The organism is Curvibacter sp. GW821-FHT09D12, from assembly GCF_059416245.1.
On sequence record NZ_JBWKOU010000014.1, the window covers coordinates 134136 to 158128 of the forward strand.

Sequence of the window (23993 nt, forward strand, 5' to 3'; positions counted from 1 at the left end):
GGCCCTGGGTCATCGGGCAGGCCGGTGGCTTTTCGGCGGGGGGGCGATGCGGCGCCCGGGGGCTGCCGATCAAGGGCGAAGTCGGTAGTTGCCCGGGGTCATGGCATGGTGGGCCTTGAAGCTGCGCTGCAGGTGAGCCTGATCGGCGAACCCCATCGCATGGGCGGCCTCGGCCAAGGGCACGCCTCGGGACAGCAGTGTTCTCGCGCCATTGAGGCGCAGGTTGTGCAGGTAGCGGCCCGGTGTCATGCCAAAAGCCCCCTGGAAGCGCCGGATGAAGGTGGCCTCCGACAGCTCGCACAGCGCCGCCAGTTCACGCACGGTGAGCTTCTGCTCAGGCTGTGCTCGCAGGTTCTCGATGGCCGGGGCCAGCGCCTCAGGCACTCGCTCCACGTCGTGCACCCGCCCCGGACGGGCCCAGTTCGAGATCCATGCCGGCAGCTGCCGCGCCAGGGCCAGGGCGGCTGCCTCGGAATCCAGGGGCTCGCTAAGCCCTCGGACCTGGCCCGCCACGACCGGGTCGTCCACACAGCGGGACAGGAACTCCAGCCCCGTCAGCGGGGCGGGCAGGTTCCAGAGTTGGGCCAGGGCTTGGTGCAGCCAGGCGGCCTCGACAAACAGCATGCGATAGGACCAGGGTTGCTGACGCACGGGATTGCAGGAATGCACCACGTCAGGCTCGATCATGACGACCGATCCGGGCCTCACAGGATTCGGTCCGCCGGGGTGATGAAAGTTGGCCTGGCCCTGATCGACCAGCCCGATCGAGTATTCGGAATGGGAATGCGGCCGGTAACAGGCCAGGGTGTCCACGCTGACGCGCAGTTCGGCCCAAGGCGCTGCCGGGTGGCGGTGGATTCGATGTCGGCTCTCGGCGCTCATGGGCTGGGTGAGCTTATCCGAGCATGGCCATCACGCAAAGCGCAAGCACGCTGCCCATGGCCACATTGAAGACCCGCTGCCGACCGGGAAGCGTCAACCAGCGCGCCAGGACCCGGCCGACCAGGGCCCAACTGCCGACGCCCAGAAAGCAGCCGAACAGCGAGACGGCCACAAAAAGCCAACGCGCCTGCGAGATGTCGCGCTGTGAAAGCACAAACAGGCTGACACCCGAAAGCGCAACAATCCAGGCCTTGGGGTTGAGCACCTGGGTCAGGGCGCCTTGCATCAATGACGCCAGACTGGAATGTCGGGTGGTGCTGTCCTGGCTGTTCATCTCGATCGGGGGCGCGGTGCCCATGCGCCAGGCAAGATAAAGCAGGTAGGTGGCACCGCCCCACCGTGCCAATGGCATGACCCAGGGCGTGCCCAACACCAACTCGCCGCCCACCCCCATGAGCCAGACCACCGCTGCATAGCTCACGCTGGCCCCCAGCACATAGGCCCCCGCCACTCCACGCCCCGAAGTGACGCCATGGCGCAGAGCCAGAACGTTCACCGGCCCTGGCGTGATGGCCCCCACCAAGACAAAGCTTCCCATGGCCATCAAAAGCAAACCCATCAACCCGTCCTCCATGCAGAAACATCAAGAGGCCGGAGTGTGGGTTCATGGCCGACCGTCGTATTGAACGGAATTGCAGCCGCATCACAAGACCGTGGGCGACGGGATGTCTGGCCCGAGTCGGACCTGCACCTCGTCACCCACGATGCGGGATGGAAAGACCTTGAGTTGCAGGCCCCCACCAGGCATGGCGCCAGTGCGCAGATCGAACCTCAGCCCGTGTGCGGGGCATTGCACCCTGAGGCCATTCAGGGGACCGCGGCACAGCGATGCACCTGCGTGGGGGCAAGCATCTTCGATGGCGTGCACCTCGCCGTCGATGAGGAACAAGGCCAATTCCAGGCCGGGCAGGCTGACCCGGGCCCGGCCCTGAGCCTGCAGGCGGCCCCACGAGACAGCAAGCGTCCAATCAGCCATGGGTGTGCAGGCCGGCGAGCCGCATCAGGACGTAGAACAAGGCGGCCAGGAACAGGGTTTCGAGCAGCATCAGGGCCACCGGCTTCCAACCAACCGTGAGGATGTCTTTCGGTTGTGTTTTCATGCCGATGGCCGCCATGGCCATGATCAGGCACCACTGCGAGCACTGCGCGCCGACGCTCACCAGCGGCCGGGGCAGCAGACCCAGGCTGTTGACCAGGACCAGCGCCGCGAAGACCAGCGCAAACACGGGCAGCACAGAGGGGCGGCGCGGCTGGCCCGGCCGGGCCTCGGTGCCCTCGGGCGTGGCCGGCGCAGGCTGCCGATGCGTGATCCAGGCGGCCAGGGCCAGCACCGGCAACAGCATGGCCACGCGCAACAGCTTGACCACAGTGGCCGCATCGCCGGTCTCGGGCCCCAGGCTGTAGCCCGCACCCACCACCTGGGCCACATCGTGGATGGTGCCACCAAGAAAGAGGCCGGCATTCAACGCATCGAGCCCCAGCAGCCGCACCACCAGGGGGTACAACACCATGGCCAGCGTGGACAGCGAGCTGACACCGATCACCGTGAAAAGGGTGGCCCGTTCCTTTTGCGGATGGTGCGGCAACACCGCCGACAAAGCCAGCGCCGCAGAGGCACCACAGATGCCCACAGCGCCACCGGTGAGCAAGCCAAACTGGGTCTGAAAACCCATGACGCGCGCCGTGACGATGCCGAAGGCCAGGGTCAGGACCACGGCCACGATCACCATGAGCAGTGGCTGCCAGCCCAGTGACTGGACTTGCGCGGCCGTGATTTTCAAACCCAGCAGCGCCACGCCCCAGCGCAACACTTGACGGGCGGTGAACTCGATGCCGGGTCGGCATCGCTCCTCCTGGGACAGGAAGTTCACTGCCATGCCCAACAGCAGCGCCAACAGCATCACCGGGGTGCCGTGGTGGTCGGACAGGAACATGGCGGCCACCGCGACCAGGGCGGCCATCAGCACGCCGGGTGTCAGGCTGCGCGCTCGGCTTGTCCAGCGCTTCATGCGGGCACCCCGGCTGGCTGGCGGTCTCTTCGGGACGACACTGGGAGTGGATGAAGCCGAGGCTGACTGCCGCCGCGCGGCAAACCGGGCCTGATCAGGGTGAAAGGCATGCTGGGACCTTGCTGGAACATGAATGCGCCGCTTTCGAACGTGGCTCAGAAGCTGTGGCGCAGGCCGGCCATCCAGGCGGTCACACCTTGGTTGGCCGCCACCGGTGAGGCGTAGACCGGGCTGGTGTTCATGTTGGCGCCCTGGTTGCTGACCTGGGCCACCTCGACATACAGGGTGGTGCGCTTGGAAAGAAAGTAGTCCAGGCCCAGGGCAAGCTGGGTGGAGAGGTTGCCCGGGTGGGTGTTGTCCTTGATGCGGTAGTAGCCGGCGCTGAGCTTGGCCAGCGGGGCCACTTGCCAGGCAGCGCCGACGCTCCAGAGGTCCAGACTGTCCGAGCCCCCGACCAGGTGGTTCAGTTGCGCTGGGTTGCGTGCGCCCATCCAGGAGGCGCTGACGGTGTAAGCACCTCGGGTGTACATCCCGCCCAGCGACATCAGGCGGTTGGTGTTGGCGTTGGCCGTGAAGCCGGCGGCCGCCGCATTGGCCGCCGAGCCCATCAGGATGGCAGCAGCCGGGGCGCTGTTGCCGTAGCCGTTGTAGTAGAAGGCCGACAGCTTCAAGCCATTCGCGCTGTACAGGGCGGCCAAGGTCTGTTGTGAGTTGGCCTGCGGGCTGCCCGGGGTATTGCCAAAGGCGTAGGCGGCGCTAAGCGACAGGTTTTGCCAGGTCGGGGCGTTGTAGACCACTGCGTTGTCGTTGTAGATGGTGCCAAACGCGGGGTTGGAGTTGTTGCCGATGTACAGGCCACTGGCGCTGTTGAGGCCCACCAGCGCTGTCAGGGCACTGCCGAAGTAGCGTGCACCGCGGGCATCGCTGCTGGCCAGGGCGTAGTAAAGGGGCGAGACTTGGCGGCCGAAGCGGATCTCACCGAAGGCGCCGCCGAGCCCCACAGTTGCCATCTGGTTGAACACCGAGGTGCCACCGCTGCTGTTGGGCCCGCCGCTGTCGCCCGAGTTGGCCTTGAGGTTGCCCTGCAACTGGAACAGGGCCTTGAGGCCATCGCCCAGATCTTCCTCACCCTTGAGGCCCCAGCTGCTGTTGCCGATACCGCCGTCCTTGAGCTGCAGGCTGCCGCCGCCGGAGCTGACGGCCTTGGGCAGGTAGCCGGTGCCACTGCTGGTGTTCGAGATGTTCATCAGGCCCAGATCCAGCGTGCCGTACAGGCTCAGCGTTGATTGGGCCAGGGCTTGCGTGCTCAGCACGAGCCCAGCGGCCCAGAAAATGGTTTGGGGTTTGATCGTCATTTGTCTTCTCTTGAGGGTGGGTTGGAATTCAAGGCCGAGCAGGGGCCTTGCCGGCAGGCCGGGGGTCTGACGGGTGGGCAGTGCGGCCCTGCTCGGCCGCTTGGGGAAGGGGATCAGCTCAGATCACATACCCACCGTTTGGGCTGATGACTTGCCCCACGAGGTAGTGCTCTTCGGCGGCCAGGAACAAGGCCAGTGCGGCGTACTCTTCGGGCCGGCCCAAACGCCCCGCAGGGATCATCTGGAACAGGCTGTTGCGCTGGGTTTCGGTGGCACCGGCCAGGTAGGCCTCGAACGGTGGGGTGTGCACACCGCCACAGGCGATGGCATTGACCAGGATGTTGGCGCCGGCCACGTCGTACGCGGTGGTGCGGGTCAGGCTGATCACGCCGGCCTTGGTGGCCGAGTAGCCCGGGCTGTGCATGCTGCCAGCACCCAGGCCCGCCACCGAGGCGATGTTGATGATGCGGCCCGATTGCCGGGGCTGCATGCTGCGCAGGGCCGCCCGGGTGCAATAGAACACGCCGTGCATGTTCACGCCCCACCACTTGAGCCAATCCTCGTCGGACAAGGACGCCACGATGCCCAGGGATTGCCGAGGCACCGGGGTGGTGGCGTAGGCGTAGTGTTGATTGCGGCGTTGGGTTTCGAGGGCCGAGCTGGGCACACGGGCGGCGTTGTTGACCAGGATGTCGACCGCCCCCCATCGGGCCAGGGCCAGGTCGAACATCGCATCCACCGAGGCACTGCTGGAAACATCGCACAGTATCGGCAGGCACTCAGCGCCCAGCGCCTGTAGGGCGGCTTGGGTGGCCTGGAGTGCAGCCTCGTCAATGTCACACACGAGCAATTTCGCGCCCTCGCGGGCAAAGGCCTGCGCGATCACGCCGCCCAACCCCGGGCCGGCACCGGTCACCAGGGCCACCCGGCCGGCCAGTCGCTGCGCTTGGCCGGCCTGCGATGGCTGCGGCTTGTTGTTGAGTTCCATGCCGGCTCTCCTGTCAGTGCACGGCCACGCCGACCATGGGGGCGGGGCGGGTGTCGCGGCGGGCCGCGAGGGCGAACACCGCTGCTGCCAGAATCACCAGGGCATCGCAGACCAGCAGGATGTGGGTCAAGGGCTGGGCCTGGCCTGCCGCCTCCAGGTGGTCACTCACCGCACCGATCAGGGCGTTGCCGATGGCAATGGCAAAGACGTTGATCAGCAGCATCGACATGCCGGTGACGGTGGAGCGCATGTGATGCGGTGTCAGCCCCTGGATGAGCGAGACCGCAGGCCCGTAGAGCGCCATGGGCAAAAAGATGCCGGCACACATGCCGAGGTAGAACAGGGCCGAGCCCGGCTCGGCAAAACGGTGAGCCACCATCAAGGGCCCGCACACCAGCACCAGCAGCGCCATGAAGCCTGCGCGGCCCCCGGGTACATGGCGCGACAAACGGTCACTCAAAAGGCCGCCGCCCAGAGCGCCCAGCGTTCCAAAGGCGATCTGCAACAGGCCGAGCTGGCGAGCCATGCCGGCGGCATCGACACCGCGCTCACGCACCAGCCACAGTTGCACAAACGACAGGCCGGCGATCACGAAGTGCACCAGCACAAAGCCAGCCATGGTGAGCGTCAGTGCCGGGCTGCCGCGCAGCACCCCCCAAAGCGCCGCCAGTTGCTGCGGCATGGGGGCACCGCGGTCGTGTGGCCCTTGCCCGACACCGGGCGCATTGCGCGGGTCTTTCAAGAAGGCCACCGGCAAGGCGATCAGCACGCCCACCAGGCCCAGGCCATAAAAGGTCTCACGCCAGCCATGGCTTGCGCCCAGGGTGCCCGCAAGCACGAAGCTGAAGCCGATGCCCAGCGGGATGCCCGCGAAAAACACCCCCATGGCGGTGCCGCGCCGCTTTTCAGAGAACAGCTCGGCGATGAGGGACACAGCGGCCGGCACCAGCGCCGCCTCGCCGCTGGCGACAAAAAAGCGCGCCGCCACCAGGCCACCAAAGCTGTTGGCGGCGCCCGAAGCCGCCGTGCACACACTCCAGATCAGAATGCCGCAGGCCATCACCCGGGTGCGGCTGTAGCGATCGGCCAGCGAGCCCATGACCAGGGCCATGACGCCAAAGCTGAGCACCCACACCGCGCCGGCCAGAAAGCCATATTGCGCATTGCTCAGCGCCAGGTCGCGGGTGATCTGGGGTGAGAAGCCCAGCAACATGTTGCGATCGATGTGCGCAAGCACATGGATCACCAGCAGGCAGGCCATGACCGCCTTGGGATTGCTCTTCCACGCCATGCTTGTCTCCAATGTCTTTTTTAGTGGTGGGTGTGGGGCAGGGCAGGCTCAGGCGGCCTGCAGCATGGGGGCACCCCGCTCGCCGGCCCGCCGGTTGGGTGCGAAGCCGATGCGGTGCAGGGATTCGTCAGCATTGGCGTAGCACTCGCCGATCTTGTAGATCTGGCGCGCCTGGGCACCGGTGGCCACGTCGCGGTGCAGTTCACGGGCGATGCGCACCATTTGTTCGACCTGCTGCACAGAGCTCATGCGCTCGCCTTTGCGGCCCCAGAGGTTGTCCTCGATGCCTACGCGGACGTGCAGGCCCATCGCAATCGCCATGGTGTTGAGGGGCAGCACCGTGCGCATGATGCCCTCGACCGTGAGCACGGCGCCGGGCGGGGTGCGGCGGATGAACTCCATCAGGTTGTAGGGACTGGGGCCATCAGCGCCGCCCCCGATCATGACGTGGTTGAGGATCAGGGGCCCGGTATAGACACCGCGCCGGATCAAGCGCTCCACCGTCTCGAGTTGGCCCACGTCGCCGAGCATGAAGTGCGGCTGGATGCCGGCGGCCTGCAGGCGGCGCAGGTGCTCTTCGACGAAGCCGGGGCCCGAGGGGATCCACATCTCGCGGTAGGCGGCGTGGTAGGCCGGCAGGGCCAGTGAGGTACCGGCCACGTCATCGCCTGACATCAACTCGCAAACGTTCATCTGGTTGGTGTTGATGGCGATGGTGACCTGGTCGGGCTTGGGATCGAGCTCGGCCAGCATGTGGCGGGTGTCGTCGTTGAGCCAGCGGGCATCAGCGCCTTCGCCCTCGGGCGCGAAGGAGATCGAACCGCCCACCTGCAGCACCATGTCGGGTACGGCCTGGCGCAGCCGGGCCAACATCTCGTTGAACATCGACATGCGTTTGCTGCCCTTGCCATCGGCCTCGCGCACATGCACGTGCAGCACCGTGGCCCCGGCGTTGTAGCAATCGACGGCCTTCTGGACCTGCTCGTCCATCGTCACGGGAATGTCGTCCGAGTCACCGGGCAGGAACTCAGGCCCATAGGGGGCGACCTGGATCACCAGCGCTTGCTGGGTTTCGGGCAGCAGGGAATCGTCGAAGAATTGCATGGGGTGTCTCCTTGAAAGGGGTGTCGAAAAGTGGGGATGTCGCTAAACAAGTCACGGGTGTCGGGACAGCGCGGTGGCCGATGCCTGGAGGCGAACGCTTTCCTCGATGAGGATGGGGGCTGCCAGGCTCATGGTGTGAATGCCGAGCACGCTGACGGCCTGCAGCACTGCGGTGATCTCTTGCACTGTGGCCCCCAGTTCCAACGCCTTGCGGATGTGGCGGCGCACACCCGGGCCATAGAGGTGGGTGCATGAGGCATCGACCGCGATGGCGATGAACTCCCAGGTCTTGGGATCCAGCACACCGGCACTCATGGGGGTGACGCCCATGGCCATGAATTTTTCGGTCCAGGCGGGGTCAAGGGCCTGAAAGTCGTCCCAAAGCGGGTTCCACTGGCCGGCTTTTTTCAGGTGGTCACAGACCGGCGTGGCGGCTGTCTGAGTGGGTGCCTGGGTGGGCGCCTGAGTATGTGTCTGAGTATGTGTCTGAGTGGGTGTGTCCTGCATGGGGGCTCCGGATTGAACGAAGAACTGGGCTTGCTGATGGCGCCGATTCTTGGTCTGGCACCCCGTTGGCGCTTACCATTTCGCTTCATTAATTTATCTATCCGTCTCAGCAAGGGGAAACCCCAGGGCCCCCCATGCCTGCCGCAACCGAGGCTGCTGCACTTCCAGACTCGAGCCTGACCAGTGCGCCCGACGCGCCCGGGTGGCCAGGCCGCCCTCGCGAGCTGGACTACCATCTGTCGGCATCCCCTGCCCTCCTCTGCCCAAGCAATCAACCCTTATGTCTTTGCAGGTTCGCGCGGCTTGTCTGACCAACTATGTGGAGGTCGCCCAGTCTTGTGGGTTGGACCCCTGGCGCCGGCTGGCGCTCGCAGGGCTGCCCCAAGCTTGCCTGGAGAACCCCGATCTGCGCATCCCCATTGATGCAGTGAACCGCCTGCTGGAGGATTCGGCCCGTGTCGCCAGCCAGGAGTGCTTCGGACTGCTGATGGCCAAAGAGCGGCGGATCTCGAATCTGGGTGCGGTCGGCTTGCTTTACCGAGAAGCGCCCACCGTGCGTGCGGCGATGCAGATCGTGGAACGCTATCGGCACACACACAACGAGTCACTGTTGCACCGCATCGAAGAGGCGGCTGGGATCGCGATCATTCATGAAGATCTGATGGGGGCGGGACAGGCGTCGTTTCGGCAGGCCACCGAGTTGGTCATCGGTGTGGTGATCCGAATGCTGCGTCTGTTCCTGGGGGCAGACTGGAAGGCACGGCGCATCTGCTTCACCCACGAGGCCCCCGCAGATCTTTCGATTCATCGCAGCGTGTTGGGCCAGACGCCGGAGTTCAACTGCGAGTTCAATGGCATTGTGTGCACCAGCCAGGATCTGGACACCGCCGTGCCCTCGGCGGATCCGGTGATGGCCGATTACATCCGGCACAAGCTGGGTGTGGACAGTCTGGTGCAACGCACGGTCAGCGACGAGGTCAGACAGATGACCCTGACGCTGATGCCACGCGGCCGCTGCACTGCGGAACATGTGGCCGCCCTCATGGGCATCTCGCGCAGCACCCTGAGCCGGCAGCTGGTCGAAGAGGGGCAAACCTTCAGTGCGCTGGTCCAGTCGGCCCGGATGGAACTGGCGCAGCGTTATGTGGCTGAGCGACGGCGCTCATTGACCGACATTGCCCAACTGCTGGGCTTTGCTCATTCAAGCGCGTTCTCGCGTTGGTACAAGCAGACTTTCGGCATCTGTGCCGCCGAGCAGCGGTCGCAGGTCGGTGATGCCGCCCATCGCACGGCAAAGCCAGGCACCTGAGGCCTCGCGCGCAGGTGACGCAGCGGATACCCCACCCCGGTACATCGTCATGCCGAATCGACCGAGTTGCCCATTTGCCTTCGATGTTTCACGGGCCTGGGCATGGCTCTGTATAAATTCAATAAAAACAATGAGTTGAAGCATTATTCAGATGTCATGGATCAGCTTCACAGGAAAATGTTTCACGCGATCTTTATTCGGCATCGGCATTTCGGTATCATGATTCCAAGTTGATACCAATATGAGCCAAAAAAGACTCCTTTCACTGCCTGCGCTGCAAGAATGTCTGAACCAGGAGTTGGACAACCTGGGGCCTTCGATCGCCACACTCAAACGCTGGGCCGCCACCGGATTGTTGGACGCCGCCAGGCATCATGAGCCTGCCAAGAGCGGCCACAGCCAGCGAGTCAGGTTTGACTTGGCCACAGCGCGGCGACTGATTCTGGCCCGCTGGAGCCCGAGACGAGATGCCGGCGCCCCGATGGCCGGGCAAGATGCGGCCAAGCCGGGCGAGGGCCACTCACCTTCTGGAAACCAGGCCCTTGCAGCCCACGCTTCGGCACAGGCCCCAGCCCCCATGGTGGCGCTGCCTCTGGCCGATTTTCAAGCCATGCAGGCTCATATCCAGCGGCTTGGAGAGCAAGTGCAGCAGGCCATGGGCAGCTTGCGAGAGATCCAACGCGATGCGTCCGACTTTCGGGTGGCTCGAATGGCGCTGATGCGCAAATACGACGAATCCAACGCCATGCAGTTGCAGTTGATCGCCGAGCTCAAATCAAACCGGGGAGGGAGTACGGACGGCAGGGGCGGCGATTCGATCCTGGAGCTCAGTCGAATTGCGGCAGGCATCAGTCGCTTGTCGGACAGGGTTGCCAGCCTGGAGATGAAGCTGGATGAAACCAACCCGCCCTCAAGGCCACGCTGATCTACCCCTTTTGGGGACACTCAAGACAATGATGAAATCAATGAAATATCTGTGATTTCAGTCATTGATCAGCAAAAACGATTCAGTGCACTGCGTTTTGCCCCTGGCGCCATCGACGATGGACCTCGTGGATCGATTCTCCGCGGGCTGCCACATCGCCCCACCCACGACCAGAACTCCTTCTAAAAAAATAAAACCCGCAACACCCAAAACGAGCAAAAGAACCCAATAGAAATTGGGCACGACAAGCGCTTTTTTTTTTGGGGGGGGTAAGCCGAGCCTTTCGCATCCAACAAACGGCATCGGCGGGTTGCGGGTTGCGGGTTGCCACGACACCGACGTTGCGAGGGGCCGCCCCGACCAACACCAAGCGGATGCATTGAACTTGCGACGGTGATTTTGACCAACAGCACACGCGACACATCATGCAGACGAGCACACTTGGCAATGCACCTTGGTCGCGCCATGGACGGGGCCCTGCCCGCTCCAGCATCAAAGATTTTCAGCCGCGCGCCACCTCAACAACCTCGCCCTCCACAAAGGCGCATTCATTTCACCCAGGACATCCGCCACCCGGAGAAAGAGCAAGCCCTTGCCAGGCCATCAAGTTCACAGGGACGGTGGTTTATACCTTTGCCCCAACCGCCCGATGGCAGCAGATACGCTCAATTTGCGCCCGCATTCAAACCTGACGACCATCGGCTTGAATGCAGTCCGACAATTGGTGCCTGTAAGCCACGGCCTTCAACACCACCCAGGCGGCTCCGCCACCATTTCAACAAACCCGCCCCGAACTCAAACACCGAACTCTGCCAGGCATAGGCCAAGGGGCGCGACGCTCTGAGCAGTCGGTCGGTCGGTCAGCCGACTGACTGCACGGCGCCAACCACGGACCCGCCAACAATTCGCACCCATCCGGGCCTGACAACGAGCAATCGAACCGACCCTGCTCGGCCTGACTCAACGCATCGGCGACGCACTCCCTCGCCGCACGAAGAGATCAACACAGACCCATCACCCATCGACCTCGGTGCGCCACCGAGAAGCACAGCATCGCGCAGCCCAGACATTCACGCGTGAATAGGAGCATGGGCTGTTGGGCTGCTGGGCAATCAAGCGTTGGCGCTGCAATGAGGCTCTCCACACGCAAACACCCGACCCCGCACGAAGCCCGAAGGCCATCAACAGCTCATTCACGCGTGAATACCCCTCAACCTCAACCTCAACCTCAACCTCAACCTCAACCTCAACCTGAACCTGAACCTGAACCGACCAAAATCAATCCAACCCGTCAAATTAATGTGATTCTTTAATTTTCATACAAATTATTTAGATAAAATGGGCAAGGCCATTTCATTCACGCGTGAATAGACGCACAGAGGCATAAGGGGTGCTCATGACAGCCAAAATCGTTACCGTGTTCAACCAAAAGGGTGGATGCGCAAAAACCATGACAACCATGCAGTTGGCAGGCACTTTGGGCTTGCGGGGGCTGCGGGTTTTTGTGGTGGACATGGATCCCCAGAACACCGCCGCGCTGTGGTTTCATCAAGCGGCTGCAGAAACCCCTTTCCCGGCAGAGGTGTTGTCCATGGCACCGTTGAAGGAAGCCTTTCTTGAAAAGCTCTCGGCCATCGCAGAAAAGTACGACGTCATCATCATCGACTGCCCGCCAGCACTGGGATCGCGGGTGCCATGGGCGGCCTTGGTGGCATCGGATCTGGCCATCATTCCAGTGGTCCCCGTCATGGACAACGTTTGGGCATCCAAGCAAGCAGAAGAGCTGGTACTGGAGGCGCGCCAAGCCCGCGCCTCCCGTGGGGGCGATAACCTGAAAGCGGTGTACCTGCTCAGCATGGTTCGCCGAGGCAATATTTTTGACAGTTGCCTGGAAACGCTCAAGTCTGGCGCGCAGATCCCTATCCTGAAATCCACGTTGGCAATGCGCAATGTGTTCCCCGAATCTCAGCTTTATGGTTGTGTTGTTCGCTCTTTTGGCAAGTCTGTGGCGGCATCGGAAGTCGACGCCTTGGTTGACGAGGTGACTGGGTTGTTGGAAATGAAAGTATCTAAGGCTAAATAAAAAATGAATATTAAAAAAGGTGATATGGCTGCCCGTGCAGCCCTGGCCGCCAAGAGTGCGCCAACCATCGGGGACCGACTTCGCCATGCCCAGGACCTGGTGCACACGCACCCTGCGGACGAAACCCCAAGATCGTCGTACAGCCCGATCGGGCTGAATTCGCAAGCGCAGGCCATCCCAGAGGTGCAGCCAACCAATTCTTCAGGGGCTCGCTTCGAAAAGGTGGCCATTGAACTGATCGACGTCAACCCTTTCAACGCACGCCATATCTACCGACCTGAAAGAGTCAGTGAGCTGGCAGCAAGCATCAGTGCCCATGGTCAGGAGATTCCGGGGCTGGCTGCCAAGCAAGGCGGTCGTTACGTGTTGGCTGCAGGTCACTATCGGCTGCGGGCTCTGAAGTTGATTGGCGCAAAAACCATGGACCTGATGGTCTATGACGCCTTGAACGATCGTGAGTTGTATTCACACAGCTATCGTGAAAATGCCGAACGGGAAACGCAGACTGCGCTGGACAACGCGCTGTCATGGCGATCCTTGCTGGATCAGGGTGTGTTTGCCAGTGAAACCGAGATTGCTGAGGCCACAGGCCAATCACAGCCCAACGTGAACAAAACCTTGGCGATACTGCGCCTTTCGCCCCCAGTGCTCGAGGTCCTCAAAGAAGACCCCAAGGCATTCGCCATGAGCGCACTGTATGAGTTGGTGCTCTATGAGCAGGCCGTTGACACCCCCAGTGCGTTGGCCATGGCCAAGTTGGTCAAGGACGGGGAAGCCGGCCGCAAGGAAATTCAGGAGGCAAGGGCAAAAGTGCAGTCTCCACGGGAGCGCAAGCGCAAGGAGATTTCTCGTCAGTACAAGATTCAACGCAACGGACAGCTGATTGGCCACCTCAAAGAATGGGACTCGGGCAAGGTGTCGTTTGAAATTGTCCTGGCCGATACGACTGACCGGGAAGCATTGGTCGCAGAACTGCGCAGCAGGTTCGACCTGGCCGAAACACCGAACAATTCCGGACCCGCGGCTGAAATCCTGAGCTGAGTGCCAAACTGACCGGCTGACCGGGACATGGGGCTCACGGTCACGTGGCGCCATCGGCGCCGCTGCTGCTTCAATCGAATGAAGCAGCAGCCTCCCCATCAGAGTGGGGGCTCCACATCCCCCAACAAAACCCTCACCTTGGCTTGAAGCCACCCGAATTCCTGCCCCTTCGGGAAAGGTGAGGTTGCAGCGGGAGGCATTAACGGCTCGAACGCTTCCCCCCAACAAAAAGCTCACCTTTCGAGATTTTTCAGCTTCTGACCGGCCACAGACGGGTATCAACGCGCGTTCAAATGGAAGGAATTGACCAGTTTGAACAAGGCGACCCCAACAAATAGCTCACCTTGCCTCGTCACAAGGCAAATGGAGTTCTACAGCGCCTCGTACCGGCCAGAACGTGAACGTTCAACGCGGCACCATTTCGTACCCACAACACGCCGGCGTTGATGGCAAGACCCTCTAGGTGAGCATTTTGTTGGGGGAGGGCATTGCTTGTTTTTTGGACCCCAAAAAAACTCTCACCTTTGCACCTGAATTCAAGAGATATGAGGATATTCAGGTCATTTTGCGAAAGCCAGCACTTACTTTTTTCAAAAACACCCCCAACATTTCTCTCACCTGATGGTCTTGGGTGAGAAAAATGTTGGGCCTGGAGAGAAGGCGCTGCATCAGATTTAGGCTGAAACACCTAGATCGGAAATCTTCCACCAAGGTGAGCGTTTTGTTGGGATGACAGCGTATCGAGGCCATCCGTGAGCCTTCGAAAGGTGAGACTTTTGTTGGGTCCTTTGCGTGGATTTCGACATCAGGAACAGGGCAAGGTGAGCCTTTTGTTGGGGTATCCGAAGGGTTTTAAGTCGAAAAGGTGAGACTTTTGTTGGGTGCCCATGGGTCAACGAAAAGAGAAGCCCTTAACGCCCCCCAACAAAAGTCTCACCATTTGAATTTGGACGGCAAAGAAGGCCGAACCCAACAAATAGCTCACCTGAAACCTGATCACCGACCATGTCAGACCCCCAACATTCCTCTCACCAAAATTTGACACACATCACCAGACTGATCCCCCAACAAAACTCTCACCCAAGTGCCAGGGGCAGCTCAGCACCCAACAAACCTCTCACCTGTCAATGAACACCACGACAGGACACCCCCAACATAAAGCTCACCTAAGGAGGGGCAGGCGACTTGATCTCGACGAATTGACTGCTCGGTTCAAGATCACAGCGGTCAAAAAGGCCAAAAACCTTGCGTCACGCCATGAGCCAGGGCACATTGCCACCGGGAGGCCGCAATGAATCTGAAAAAAATGCAGCCCCAACAAAACACTCACCTAAGGTGCATTTATCCCAACAACTCACTCACCTAAGTACAACAAGCGACTCACCTAAAGTGCGCAACGCACAACAATCCACTCACCTTGCCACAACAAAAGTCTCACTGCATCCCAACAAAAAACTCACCTCGATGCCCTGGAAGCCGCGCCAGATAACGATCTCCGCCTTCTCTATGTCTTTTCTAAGTATTCAAGTGTTATCTTCTAAACACTCTACCGAGGGTGTTTCGTGACTTGCCTCAGGTGAAAAAAATCAAGTGGTAAACTTTCACCATGGCCACGCGACGCAAGCGAACTGAAACCCCTTCCGAAAGTCTGTTCGATGAACAGGACTTCCACGAGCACCCGGAAGGGTTCATGGATGAGGGGCCCCAAGACAGTCCCGCCCAGCAGGCGGCCCGCAAAGGGGCGACCGCTGTCGCGCAGGTGGTCCAACAGCCAATGCCAAGCATTGCGCTCAAACCCATGAATGGGGCCATCACCCGCCAGATGATGCTGACCTGGCTGAAGATCGTCAGAGAAATCCAGCAGCAGCCCAAAGCAGACACCTACAAGATTCCCATGCCGGTCCTGATGGACTTTCTCGGGGACAAGAGCAACTACGAACGCTTGAAATCGACCCTCCGATCTCTCAATGCCGTGCAAGTCGAGTGGAACGAGGTGAATTCCGGCGGTACTCAATGGACCGTCAGTAGCTTGCTCTCGCAAGCAAAGATCATTCGAAGCCCTTCCCAAAACATCGTCGAGGTCAGTCTTCCCCCCGACATCAGTCGGGGCGTGCGTGAACTTGAGCAGTTTTCCGAACTGAACCTCATCATGGCCCGCGAACTGAAGAATCAGTCGGCCTTGAACTTGTACCGAATTGCGGTCGCGTACGAAACCAACCCGTCCAAACTGACCTTCCGCAAACCCCCAGAGGAATGGGACATGTACTTGAGGGTCAAGCCCCAAGGCCATGGAGCGGCGTTTGAATACAAATACTTCAAGCGAGACACCTTGCTGCCGGCCATTGAAGAAGTGAACCGGTTGACTCACCTGAACTTGGAGTTGATCGAACACAAGGAAGGTCGTGTCGTCGTCGAAATTCAGTTCAGGATTGAACCCAAGACCGTTGAAGTTCTCCCCTTGTTGCTGGGTGATGCCGCAAAAGAGGCGATCAAGGTGGCGGAGGCTGAATTGCGAGCCCTGGGGTTGAAGGCCACCGAAGCCATTTCAATCGTCACCACCTACGGCGCCGAACGTGTGATGGCGAACGTGACCTATGTGAAGCAAAGAAGCGCTGCGGTGTCAGAATCAGCCGCCTTGCGCAACCCCACGGCGTATCTCAAAGCCGCCATCAAGAACAACTACGCAGACGGGATGGTGTTCGAAGAACAATCCGCAGCAACCCAAGCGCCTGCCCAATTCAATCAGGCACAGATGGAAAGGGATGCAAAGCGAGCGCGGCTGGATTTGGTGTCACATCGCCGCACAGAAGCACAAAACCTGTTCCTGGAAATGACCCGTCGGGAAAGTGACAACATCTGGCACGAGTATTTGAGCCAGATGGAGTCGTTTGGGAACAAGACCCTTGCCTCAACCGCCAAGAGAAAAGGGTTGGAGGCCAAGATTGTCCAAGTTCATTTTTATGACTGGCTGGCCGTTCGCCTTTGGGGTGAACCAGATGACAAAGCCGTGGCTGACTTTCTTCAAACCGCTTCAGGAACCAAAGTCTGATTCAGCGCTGCTTCAGATGTGTACGCTTGTTAAACCAGTCTTTGGCGACGTCAAAAAGATGCATCAATGACGGGGCCCAGACCCCATGTGGTCCGCAGTTTCAGGAAAATCCTTGACCTGGGTTCCATTTGGCATGCCGCCAGACACTCTCACGGTTCTTAAGACCAGCGAAGGTAGCGATCTTGTCGACGGGCCATTTCTGGTCTAGTTTTTCTCGGATCACGGTGTTGCGGATAACCTGCGGGCCACAGCGCAATGGCAATGGCAGATCCGCCTGTTGAGCGGCACTGACGATGGTTCGGCTGACCAAATGAAACAGAATTCGTACAGAGATCTGGTTGGCACGATCAGACAAAAACACCCATTCCCGTGCGTCGTATTTGGCCTGCAATGCCTTGGCAGTCAGCCAATGATCCATTGCATTGCAGAGAGGTCTTGAGAATTCAATTGTTCGCTCTTGGCAACTACGTGACCCTCGAATGTGGGCGCCTGTCACCCTTGAGGTAACGCTCCCACGAAGCTCTGGCTCTTGTGAATCACTCCACACCAGATCCGTCATCCGCATGTCGCGCACCTCTTCACTGGTCAACCCGTGTTCATAAAGCAGTCGCAAAATGACCAGATCACGTATTCCGTAAATGTCACAGTGCCCAGTCTGCGGAAAGGCCAGAGGCAATGCGCGCCACAGAGCGGGGTCAAGGATCGTGGGATCATCATTGAGTTTGCGGGGGCGATCAGACTCGTGCATTTCGCCGGTAGGCACATGTTGGCAATGCCCTAGCTTCGATGCATGGTCATAAACCCAGTGGAGCAATTGCCAGTAACGTTTTTGCGAGACCTCGCTCACAAGTCTGACCCTGCCATCATCGGTTTGGGCTCGCCGTGCTTTGAGCTGCTTCAAAAATTGAGCCACGTCAAGTGGACTGGCGTCCATCCAGTGCACGGCACGATGACTTAAATGCCTCAGCCACAATGTCCAGATGCTGGTATACAAGCGGCGTGTCGCGGTGGCACACACGGGGTCGTAGGGATCTCTCTGGCGAAAAGCCAACCAGAGGTCAAAAAAATCGTCACCCGCGGGTCGTGGATTCGTAGGGTGTGTTTGCATCGGGCGCACAGAGACTGATGTTGATTCAAGAGGCACAGTCATTCAACCCCGACGGTGCCCAGTATTGCAGCATCATGGCTGATCAGGGCGGTGGCAAGCGCCTGCCCGCGGTTGGGGCACGCCATTTCTCCAGAAGGGTGGCTCCTGCGGGAGATCACATTCTTTGGGCCACCTCAAAAAATATTCACGCGTGAAAGATCGTCACAGCCAAGTACTTGATGGTCCTGTACCGCTTGACAGGGCAACGGTGGGCCTGGACGTCGCATCCATTGATCAACGCGTCAGCTTGGTGTACAGGCCAAAACAAAGCATGCCAACGATGGCAAGAACGACAGCGATCAACAAAAGGATGAAAAAAATGTCCCCCGCTGTGGCATGCCGAGAGTGGGCGGAAGTGGGCGAATGGGTGGATGTTTCGCTGTGCGCGTGCGGGGGCTGGGAATCTGGGATCATTTGAAAAAATGTGAAAGCCCAGCGATACGGGATGACCCAAATTTCATTCTGAGGCTCGATTTTTATATCACCGGTGCGTACCAACAGGATGACACGGCGCTTTCTGTGGTGAAAACGGATGTCGACTGAAGACGAATGCCGGTCTCAACACCATAGACATCCTGAAATGATCAAAAATGTTGTTTCACAAGTAACTCCGCCAGCAATGTATCTCCCAGCCTAACGACAGCACCGGGGCGCATTGAAGGCATTTCACATTGCGCAAAGGACTTTTCATGCCGGCCTATCTGATTGTTGATACACACCTTCACGACCCCGCGCGCTATGAAGACTACAAAGTCAAAGCCAAACCGCTTGCCGAATCGTTTGGAGGAGAATACTTGGCACGTGGAGGTGCCATGGTGATGAAAGAGACGGATCTTTGGGCTCCGACCCGGGTCGTCGTGGTGCGATTTCCGGATGTGGCTTCAGCCAATCGCTTTTACGACTCTGCGGAGTACCAAGCGATCCTGCCGATCAGCAAAGCGTCTGCCAAGCGAACAGCGTTTGTGCTAGAGGGCATTTGAGGACATGAGGCCTGCTCAAGCACTCTGAAGTGCTTTGTCTGTCTGCCGGCAGATTGATTCGAGTCAACCTCCAGGCGGGGGGCCTTCGCTATTCTTCGACCCTGCTGGATGGGTGAGATGGCACAAGGCTTGCTGCGCAGAATTCAAAGCGTTCACTCCAAGGGGATCTGGCATCAATTTTTTGCCCAGGTCGCACCTTATGAATTTCCGAACGCCGCTCAGGTATGCCCTGAGCGCTGGCTTGCTTCTCTCTGTCTCGTCGTCGTGGGCCGCTGGGCCAGATCGGTTGACCCGCGTCGAGACCCAGCACGTGCTGCGCGTGTGTATTTGGCCCGATTACTACGGAATCTCATACCGCAACCCCAAGACACAGCAGTTGGCGGGGATCGATATCGACAACGCCCGCGATGTCGCGCGGGATTTGGGTGCGACTGTGTATTTCGTCGACAGTTCTTTTGCGACGCTGGTCGATGATTTGGTGTCGGATCGCTGCGATATCGCCATGTTCGCGATTGGAATCACGCCACAGCGCAAAGACAAGTTGCGCTTCACCCAGCCTCACTTGGCAAGTGATATCTACGCCATTACCACCAAAAGCAATCGCCGCGTCCAGCGTTGGGAGGACATCGATCGGCCTGGCTCGGTTGTGGTGGTGGCCAAAGGCACGTTGCATGAATCGGTGATGAAGGACAAGTTGGTGGCCGCAGAGCTGCGCATCGTGGACACACCTGCCGCCCGGGAGCAGGAAGTGCAATCCGGGCGTGCGGATGTCTTCATGACCGACTATCCGTTCAGTCGCCGCATGCTCGATTTCAATGATTGGGCCCGGCTGGTCACCTCTCCCGAGACGTATCACATTACCCCATACGCGTGGGCGATGGCTCCCGGTGATGTGCGCCTGCAAATGCGTGTCGATCAGATCTTGGCAGACATGAAACGGGACGGCCGATTGCTGCTCAATGCTCGCCGCTATGGTCTTGAACCCATCGTAGCCAAGTAAGTGGCTGTTTGTTTGTGCGAATGATTGAATCGCTTCGGCCCTCTGTGGCAGCGCGCCCCATGTCGACGGCTGCCCACAAAAGCCCCCTTCTTGGGGCACTGTTGCTTGCGTTGTTCGCCGGCTGGTTGGCCGCATTGGGCTTTGTCTTGTGGAAGTCCAGGCAAGACGCACTCGACAATGCCCTGCTCACGGCCGAGATTCACGCCAGGAATTTTGAGGAGCATTTGACGCAGACTCTGCAAATCGTCGACTTCAGTGCCCTGGGATTGAGCGTTCCTGCGAATGCGGAGAAGGCAACGCCTCGGTTGCTTGACATATTGCGCCCATCGCCATCGCTGCGCTCACTGTCGTTGGTGGATGAGCATGGCCGTGTGGTTGCCAGCTCCGATCCGGCGAATCTTGGCATGGTGGTGGACTTGAAGGTCTATTTCCCCATGGCGCAACCTGATGCGGATGTCATCCGCATTGGTCTGCCTGTGTCAGGACGGGACTTATATTCTGCTCGTCAGCATCAAGCGGGCAGTAGCCTGGAGCCAGACCAGCCATGGTTCGTTCCGATGGTGAGGCGATTGCCCGGGGATTCACGCCGCCTTTGGCTGCTGGCCAGTCTGAATCCTGATTACTTCATCAACCACGCTGCACGCTTGTTGTCCAATTCACTCGGCCATGTGCAATGGTTGCGGTATGACGATGTACTGCTGATGTCGTCCAGCAGTGTCGAAGAGCCTGGCAAGGCTGGGATGGCCGGACGGGTGCCGGATCTGTTGAATGCGACCGAAAGCGGTACGTTGCGCCAAGTGCTACCCGATGGCCAGACTGTATTGAGTGCCTACCGGGCGTCGAGTCGTTACCCCATGGTGCTGGCAGTGCAAATGCATCAGGACGCGGTGCTGACAGCTTGGGTTGTGCAAACCCGCCAGCTATTGAGCGTCGTCGTTCCTACCCTGCTGTCGTTCTTGTGCGTTGGCATTGCCCTGGTCTGGTGGCAACGTCGGTTGGATCACAAAAAGGCAGAACTGGCCGAACAGCGGCGACTGGCCGCCAGCGTCTTTGACAGCAGCACCGATGCCATCATCGTGACAGATGCAGAGGCTCGGATCTTGTCGGCCAATGCTGCGTTTGAGCGGGTGACTGGATTCAGTGCGGTTGAGGCCTTTGGGCGGAATCCTCGTTTTATGGCCTCGGGGCAACATGATCTTCAGTTTTTCGCGCAAATGTGGCGAGAAATTCTGAAGGTCGGACGTTGGCAAGGGGAGATCATCAATCGCCATAAGGCGGGACACACATACACCGCCTTGTTGCGAATCAACGCCGTGCGAGACGAGAGTGGGCAAGTCAGCCACTACGCCGGCTTGATTGCTGACGTCAGTGAACGCAAAGAGGCTGAAGAGCGCCTGCAACTGGCTGCCAGCGTGTTCACCCATGCCAATGAAGCCATCATGATCACGACCGCCGATGCCGATTTGGTGGAAGTCAATGAGGCGTTCGAACGCATCACCGGGTATAAGCGTGAAGAGGTTCTTGGGCACAACGCTCGAATGCTCAATTCGGGTCGGCAAACACAAGCCTTCTATGCGGCCATGTGGGAGTCCTTGCGCCACGATGGCCGTTGGACCGGGGAAATCTGGAATCGGCGCAAGTCTGGTGAGGTGTTTGCAGAGATGCTGACAATCAATGCAGTGATGGGGCCTGATGGTCTGCCGCTCAGATATGTCGCCCTGTTTTCGGACATCTCGGTTCAAAAGCAGCATGAGATGCAACTCGAACGCATCGCGCATTACGACGCACTGACGGGGTTGCCGAACCGCGTTCTGCTGTCCCTGCGCCTCAATGAGGCCATGCGAAAGACTCAGCGCAATGGCAAAAAGTTGGCGTTCGTATTTCTGGATCTCGATGGATTCAAGGCCGTCAACGACGGCTTTGGTCATGACAAAGGCGACAAACTCCTGCTTGTCTTGGCTGCGCAATTGCAGCAGGCCCTGCGAGACGGAGACACCTTGGCTCGCTTGGGGGGTGATGAGTTTGTCGCTGTGTTGGGGGAACTGACCGATGCCGAGGAGGTCCTCCCCATTCTTGAGCGCATGCGACTGCGTGCATCACAACCGATGCGAATTGATGGTCTTGATCTGGAAGTTTCCGCCAGCATGGGAGTGACTTTCTATCCACAGGACGATGATGTGGACGCCGATCAACTACTCCGGCAGGCAGATCAAGCCATGTATTTGGCGAAGCTGATGGGACGCAACCGCTACCAAATGTTTGACGCCCGGCAGGACAGCCAATTGCAAGGCCAGCACAAGGCCTTGGCCGCCATCAGTGAAGGGTTGCGAGACCATGCATTCGAGCTGTATTACCAACCCAAAGTCAACATGCGGACAGGCCAATTGGTCGGCGTGGAGGCGCTGATACGTTGGCACCATCCTCAGCAGGGCTTGCTTTTGCCTGCTGCATTCATGCCGGCCCTTCAGGGAGAGCCCCTCCTCGTCCAGGTCGGCGAGTGGGTACTCGACGCCGCGTTGGATCAATTGGGGCGGTGGAGGGCGCAGGGGTTATCCATTCCGATCAGTGTCAACGTCGATGCAGCGCATCTGCAGCATCCGCAATTCATGGAACAGCTGAAGGCCGCGTTGACACGACACCCCAAGCTCAAGGCTGGTGAACTTGAATTGGAGATTCTCGAGACCAGCGCGCTGGACGACATCCCGACAGTGTCACGTTTGATGCGTGAGTGTCGCGACATCGGAATTGGATTTGCGTTGGACGATTTCGGGACGGGCTATGCATCACTGACCTACCTGCGCAGGTTACCGGCTCAATTGCTGAAGATTGATCAGAGCTTCGTGCGCAACATGTTGGAGGATCCAGAAGACTTGGCCATTTTGGAGGGGGTGCTGGGGCTGGCCAAGGCATTCCGCCGCAAAGTGATCGCTGAAGGTGTGGAAACCGTTGCACATGGTCAAGTCTTGCTTCAACTGGGCTGCGATTGGGGCCAGGGCTTGGCCATCGCCCCTCCGATGTGTGCCGCGCAGGTGCCCCACTGGTTAGCGTCGTGGCTGCCTGATCCTCGATGGGGCAATTCAGAGCCGATCGTCCAGGTTATGGACCCTGCGGCAGCTCACGCATGAGCGCTGTCGTTTCCACCTTCTTTACCCAAAAGCAGACAGGGGAGCGCCTGCCGTCATGAGTTTCTGCAATAGCCAGCAAGTACAGTCCTTCAGTCGATTTGACCAGGAGGTCGCTGGCGCATCCAAAGGCATTGCGGGCCAAGACCCATCGTGGACAACGATGCATACTGTCCCGCGACTGGATACTGATCTCCACATTTTTTGAACGCGTCACCCATGCCTAATATGTCTTCTTCTGACCCGCAAGTTCCCAATCAACCTGAGATCATCCAGCGTAGGGTCAGCCCATGGTGGCGCTTCGCCGCTATCTCCATGATGGTTGTGCTGTTGGTGGGGTGGGCAGCGAGTGCAAGCATGTACGAACAATTGAAGGCCCAGATCGGACACCTTCAAGCCAAGCTGCAACTGGTTCCCCAAGTTCGCTACATCTCCGTGTTATTGGACGATAAGCAGCAAGCGGCTCTGCTGGTGACTTTTGATCCCGGGGCGGGCATGTTGCAGCTACAGCGCCTCAACAATGTCACCGAGGGCCCGGAAGACAGCATGCAGGTGTGGGCATTGGAGGCTGGGAACAAGCCGCCGCGTTCCTTGGGCCTGGTGCTGAGTCGCTATAAGACCCTGCAGTTACCTGCAAAGGCCACCGACCTGACTGGTGTCACTGAGCTTGCGATCAGTGTCGAAGAAAAAGGAGGCGTCAATGACCGCCAGGGGCCGCGGCTTCCTTATCTTTTCAAAGGCTGGTTGGTCCAAAAAGCGATCTGAAGCGACGGCTTCGCTTCTCACGTTTGGTCGGGCCCACCGGCAACACGTCGACAGATCACAAAAGGGGTGGCTTGCTTGTCATGCGGGTCTCGTCGCTGTTGGGGCGAAAAGCCAAAGCATTCGAAATTTGGCTGATCGTCATTCGGCCGACATTTTCTGTGTATACTAGCGGGCTTGACTGCACAGAACAGTGCTTAGCGAGGTGGCTGGGGCCTGATGGCTCTGGGTGCTTGGTTGGGTGGATGTTGAGAGTGGTTTGAGAAGTTTTCTGGTTTTGAGTTTGCTGCTGTAAAAAGCGGTGTATAATTCGAGGCTCTGCTGAAAGCGGTGGTTGCCAGATGGTGAAGCTGCTGAGGTAGAAAAGAAAAAAAGTTTT

Annotated in this window: 20 protein-coding genes; 9 read left to right on the forward strand and 11 right to left on the reverse strand. The window is 59.5% G+C overall.

Translation table 11 applies throughout. The features are described from left to right. Positions 1-69 precede the first annotated feature (69 nt). The 9 genes from AC07PT_RS21015 to AC07PT_RS21055 form a co-directional block, all read right to left on the reverse strand. Positions 70-882, reverse strand: coding sequence for a helix-turn-helix domain-containing protein (locus AC07PT_RS21015; RefSeq protein ID WP_492347468.1), 813 nt, complete (start codon positions 880-882; stop codon positions 70-72). 13 nt (positions 883-895) lie between these two features. Then, the gene (locus AC07PT_RS21020; protein WP_494657980.1) at positions 896-1501 is read right to left on the reverse strand and encodes a LysE family translocator; all 606 of its coding nucleotides are present in this window, start codon (positions 1499-1501) and stop codon (positions 896-898) included. 84 nt (positions 1502-1585) lie between these two features. After that, positions 1586-1918 carry a Rieske (2Fe-2S) protein gene (locus AC07PT_RS21025; RefSeq protein ID WP_494657981.1) on the reverse strand — a complete coding sequence of 111 codons (333 nt, stop codon included), beginning with the start codon at positions 1916-1918 and terminating at the stop codon, positions 1586-1588. Beyond that, positions 1911-2951 (reverse strand): YeiH family protein, encoded by a 1041-nt coding sequence (locus AC07PT_RS21030; protein WP_494657982.1) that lies wholly within the window; start codon positions 2949-2951, stop codon positions 1911-1913. Before AC07PT_RS21030 ends, AC07PT_RS21025 begins: the two co-directional genes overlap by 8 nt. A gap of 155 nt (positions 2952-3106) precedes the next feature. Then, the gene (locus AC07PT_RS21035; protein WP_494657983.1) at positions 3107-4306 is read right to left on the reverse strand and encodes a porin; all 1200 of its coding nucleotides are present in this window, start codon (positions 4304-4306) and stop codon (positions 3107-3109) included. Positions 4307-4424: 118 nt separating this feature from the next. Beyond that, on the reverse strand, positions 4425-5294 hold the full coding sequence (locus AC07PT_RS21040) for an SDR family NAD(P)-dependent oxidoreductase (RefSeq protein ID WP_492347463.1): 870 nt from the start codon (positions 5292-5294) through the stop codon (positions 4425-4427). A gap of 13 nt (positions 5295-5307) precedes the next feature. Continuing rightward, a complete protein-coding gene (locus tag AC07PT_RS21045; protein WP_494657984.1) occupies positions 5308-6585 on the reverse strand; it encodes an MFS transporter in 1278 nt (425 codons plus the stop codon). Positions 6586-6633: 48 nt separating this feature from the next. Then, positions 6634-7689 (reverse strand): beta-keto acid cleavage family enzyme, encoded by a 1056-nt coding sequence (locus AC07PT_RS21050; protein WP_492347461.1) that lies wholly within the window; start codon positions 7687-7689, stop codon positions 6634-6636. A 51-nt stretch (positions 7690-7740) separates the two neighbouring features. Then, a complete protein-coding gene (locus AC07PT_RS21055; RefSeq protein WP_494657985.1) occupies positions 7741-8196 on the reverse strand; it encodes a carboxymuconolactone decarboxylase family protein in 456 nt (151 codons plus the stop codon). Positions 8197-8476: 280 nt separating this feature from the next. Here AC07PT_RS21055 and AC07PT_RS21060 point away from each other — a divergent pair, with 280 nt between their 5' ends. From AC07PT_RS21060 to AC07PT_RS21080, 5 genes are all read left to right on the forward strand, one after another. After that, the gene (locus AC07PT_RS21060; RefSeq protein ID WP_494657986.1) at positions 8477-9505 is read left to right on the forward strand and encodes an AraC family transcriptional regulator; all 1029 of its coding nucleotides are present in this window, start codon (positions 8477-8479) and stop codon (positions 9503-9505) included. Between the two features lie 577 nt (positions 9506-10082). Continuing rightward, on the forward strand, positions 10083-10430 hold the full coding sequence (locus AC07PT_RS21065) for a hypothetical protein (protein ID WP_492347458.1): 348 nt from the start codon (positions 10083-10085) through the stop codon (positions 10428-10430). 1396 nt (positions 10431-11826) lie between these two features. Next, entirely contained in the window at positions 11827-12513 is a 687-nt protein-coding gene (locus AC07PT_RS21070; RefSeq protein ID WP_492347457.1) for an AAA family ATPase, read from the forward strand. A gap of 3 nt (positions 12514-12516) precedes the next feature. Further along, entirely contained in the window at positions 12517-13554 is a 1038-nt protein-coding gene (locus AC07PT_RS21075) for a ParB/RepB/Spo0J family partition protein (RefSeq protein ID WP_492347456.1), read from the forward strand. 1606 nt (positions 13555-15160) lie between these two features. Continuing rightward, positions 15161-16603 (forward strand): replication initiation protein, encoded by a 1443-nt coding sequence (locus tag AC07PT_RS21080; RefSeq protein ID WP_494657987.1) that lies wholly within the window; start codon positions 15161-15163, stop codon positions 16601-16603. A 100-nt stretch (positions 16604-16703) separates the two neighbouring features. Here the strand turns inward: AC07PT_RS21080 and AC07PT_RS21085 are convergent, their stop codons facing one another. After that, positions 16704-17537: a tyrosine-type recombinase/integrase gene (locus tag AC07PT_RS21085; RefSeq protein WP_494657988.1), complete on the reverse strand. Its 834-nt coding sequence runs from the start codon at positions 17535-17537 to the stop codon at positions 16704-16706. A 902-nt stretch (positions 17538-18439) separates the two neighbouring features. Between AC07PT_RS21085 and AC07PT_RS21090 the strand changes: the two genes are divergently transcribed. The 4 genes from AC07PT_RS21090 (at position 18440) to AC07PT_RS21105 (ending at position 23617) form a co-directional block, all read left to right on the forward strand. Beyond that, positions 18440-18730, forward strand: a complete 291-nt coding sequence (locus AC07PT_RS21090; RefSeq protein WP_494657989.1) for a DUF1330 domain-containing protein — start codon at positions 18440-18442, stop codon at positions 18728-18730. 241 nt (positions 18731-18971) lie between these two features. Further along, entirely contained in the window at positions 18972-19730 is a 759-nt protein-coding gene (locus AC07PT_RS21095; protein WP_492347453.1) for an ABC transporter substrate-binding protein, read from the forward strand. Positions 19731-19789: 59 nt separating this feature from the next. After that, positions 19790-22855, forward strand: a complete 3066-nt coding sequence (locus AC07PT_RS21100; protein WP_494657990.1) for a bifunctional diguanylate cyclase/phosphodiesterase — start codon at positions 19790-19792, stop codon at positions 22853-22855. A 216-nt stretch (positions 22856-23071) separates the two neighbouring features. Then, positions 23072-23617, forward strand: coding sequence for an anti-sigma factor domain-containing protein (locus AC07PT_RS21105; protein ID WP_494657991.1), 546 nt, complete (start codon positions 23072-23074; stop codon positions 23615-23617). Positions 23618-23672: 55 nt separating this feature from the next. On the opposite strand, the gene AC07PT_RS21110 is transcribed toward AC07PT_RS21105, so the two are convergent. Then, on the reverse strand, positions 23673-23993 hold a 321-nt coding region (locus tag AC07PT_RS21110), incomplete at its 5' end, for a hypothetical protein (RefSeq protein WP_494657992.1).

Excerpts from the sequence above, each read along its gene's own strand:
- AC07PT_RS21015 (WP_492347468.1), bottom strand. The coding sequence starts at position 882 with ATGAGCGCCGAGAGCCGACATCGAATCCACCGCCACCCGGCAGCGCCT.
- AC07PT_RS21020 (WP_494657980.1), bottom strand. The coding sequence starts at position 1,501 with ATGGGTTTGCTTTTGATGGCCATGGGAAGCTTTGTCTTGGTGGGGGCC.
- AC07PT_RS21025 (WP_494657981.1), bottom strand. The coding sequence starts at position 1,918 with ATGGCTGATTGGACGCTTGCTGTCTCGTGGGGCCGCCTGCAGGCTCAG.
- AC07PT_RS21030 (WP_494657982.1), bottom strand. The coding sequence starts at position 2,951 with ATGAAGCGCTGGACAAGCCGAGCGCGCAGCCTGACACCCGGCGTGCTG.
- AC07PT_RS21035 (WP_494657983.1), bottom strand. The coding sequence starts at position 4,306 with ATGACGATCAAACCCCAAACCATTTTCTGGGCCGCTGGGCTCGTGCTG.
- AC07PT_RS21040 (WP_492347463.1), bottom strand. The coding sequence starts at position 5,294 with ATGGAACTCAACAACAAGCCGCAGCCATCGCAGGCCGGCCAAGCGCAG.
- AC07PT_RS21045 (WP_494657984.1), bottom strand. The coding sequence starts at position 6,585 with ATGGCGTGGAAGAGCAATCCCAAGGCGGTCATGGCCTGCCTGCTGGTG.
- AC07PT_RS21050 (WP_492347461.1), bottom strand. The coding sequence starts at position 7,689 with ATGCAATTCTTCGACGATTCCCTGCTGCCCGAAACCCAGCAAGCGCTG.
- AC07PT_RS21055 (WP_494657985.1), bottom strand. The coding sequence starts at position 8,196 with ATGCAGGACACACCCACTCAGACACATACTCAGACACATACTCAGGCG.
- AC07PT_RS21060 (WP_494657986.1), top strand. The coding sequence starts at position 8,477 with ATGTCTTTGCAGGTTCGCGCGGCTTGTCTGACCAACTATGTGGAGGTC.
- AC07PT_RS21065 (WP_492347458.1), top strand. The coding sequence starts at position 10,083 with ATGGTGGCGCTGCCTCTGGCCGATTTTCAAGCCATGCAGGCTCATATC.
- AC07PT_RS21070 (WP_492347457.1), top strand. The coding sequence starts at position 11,827 with ATGACAGCCAAAATCGTTACCGTGTTCAACCAAAAGGGTGGATGCGCA.
- AC07PT_RS21075 (WP_492347456.1), top strand. The coding sequence starts at position 12,517 with ATGAATATTAAAAAAGGTGATATGGCTGCCCGTGCAGCCCTGGCCGCC.
- AC07PT_RS21080 (WP_494657987.1), top strand. The coding sequence starts at position 15,161 with ATGGCCACGCGACGCAAGCGAACTGAAACCCCTTCCGAAAGTCTGTTC.
- AC07PT_RS21085 (WP_494657988.1), bottom strand. The coding sequence starts at position 17,537 with ATGGACGCCAGTCCACTTGACGTGGCTCAATTTTTGAAGCAGCTCAAA.
- AC07PT_RS21090 (WP_494657989.1), top strand. The coding sequence starts at position 18,440 with ATGCCGGCCTATCTGATTGTTGATACACACCTTCACGACCCCGCGCGC.
- AC07PT_RS21100 (WP_494657990.1), top strand. The coding sequence starts at position 19,790 with ATGTCGACGGCTGCCCACAAAAGCCCCCTTCTTGGGGCACTGTTGCTT.
- AC07PT_RS21105 (WP_494657991.1), top strand. The coding sequence starts at position 23,072 with ATGCCTAATATGTCTTCTTCTGACCCGCAAGTTCCCAATCAACCTGAG.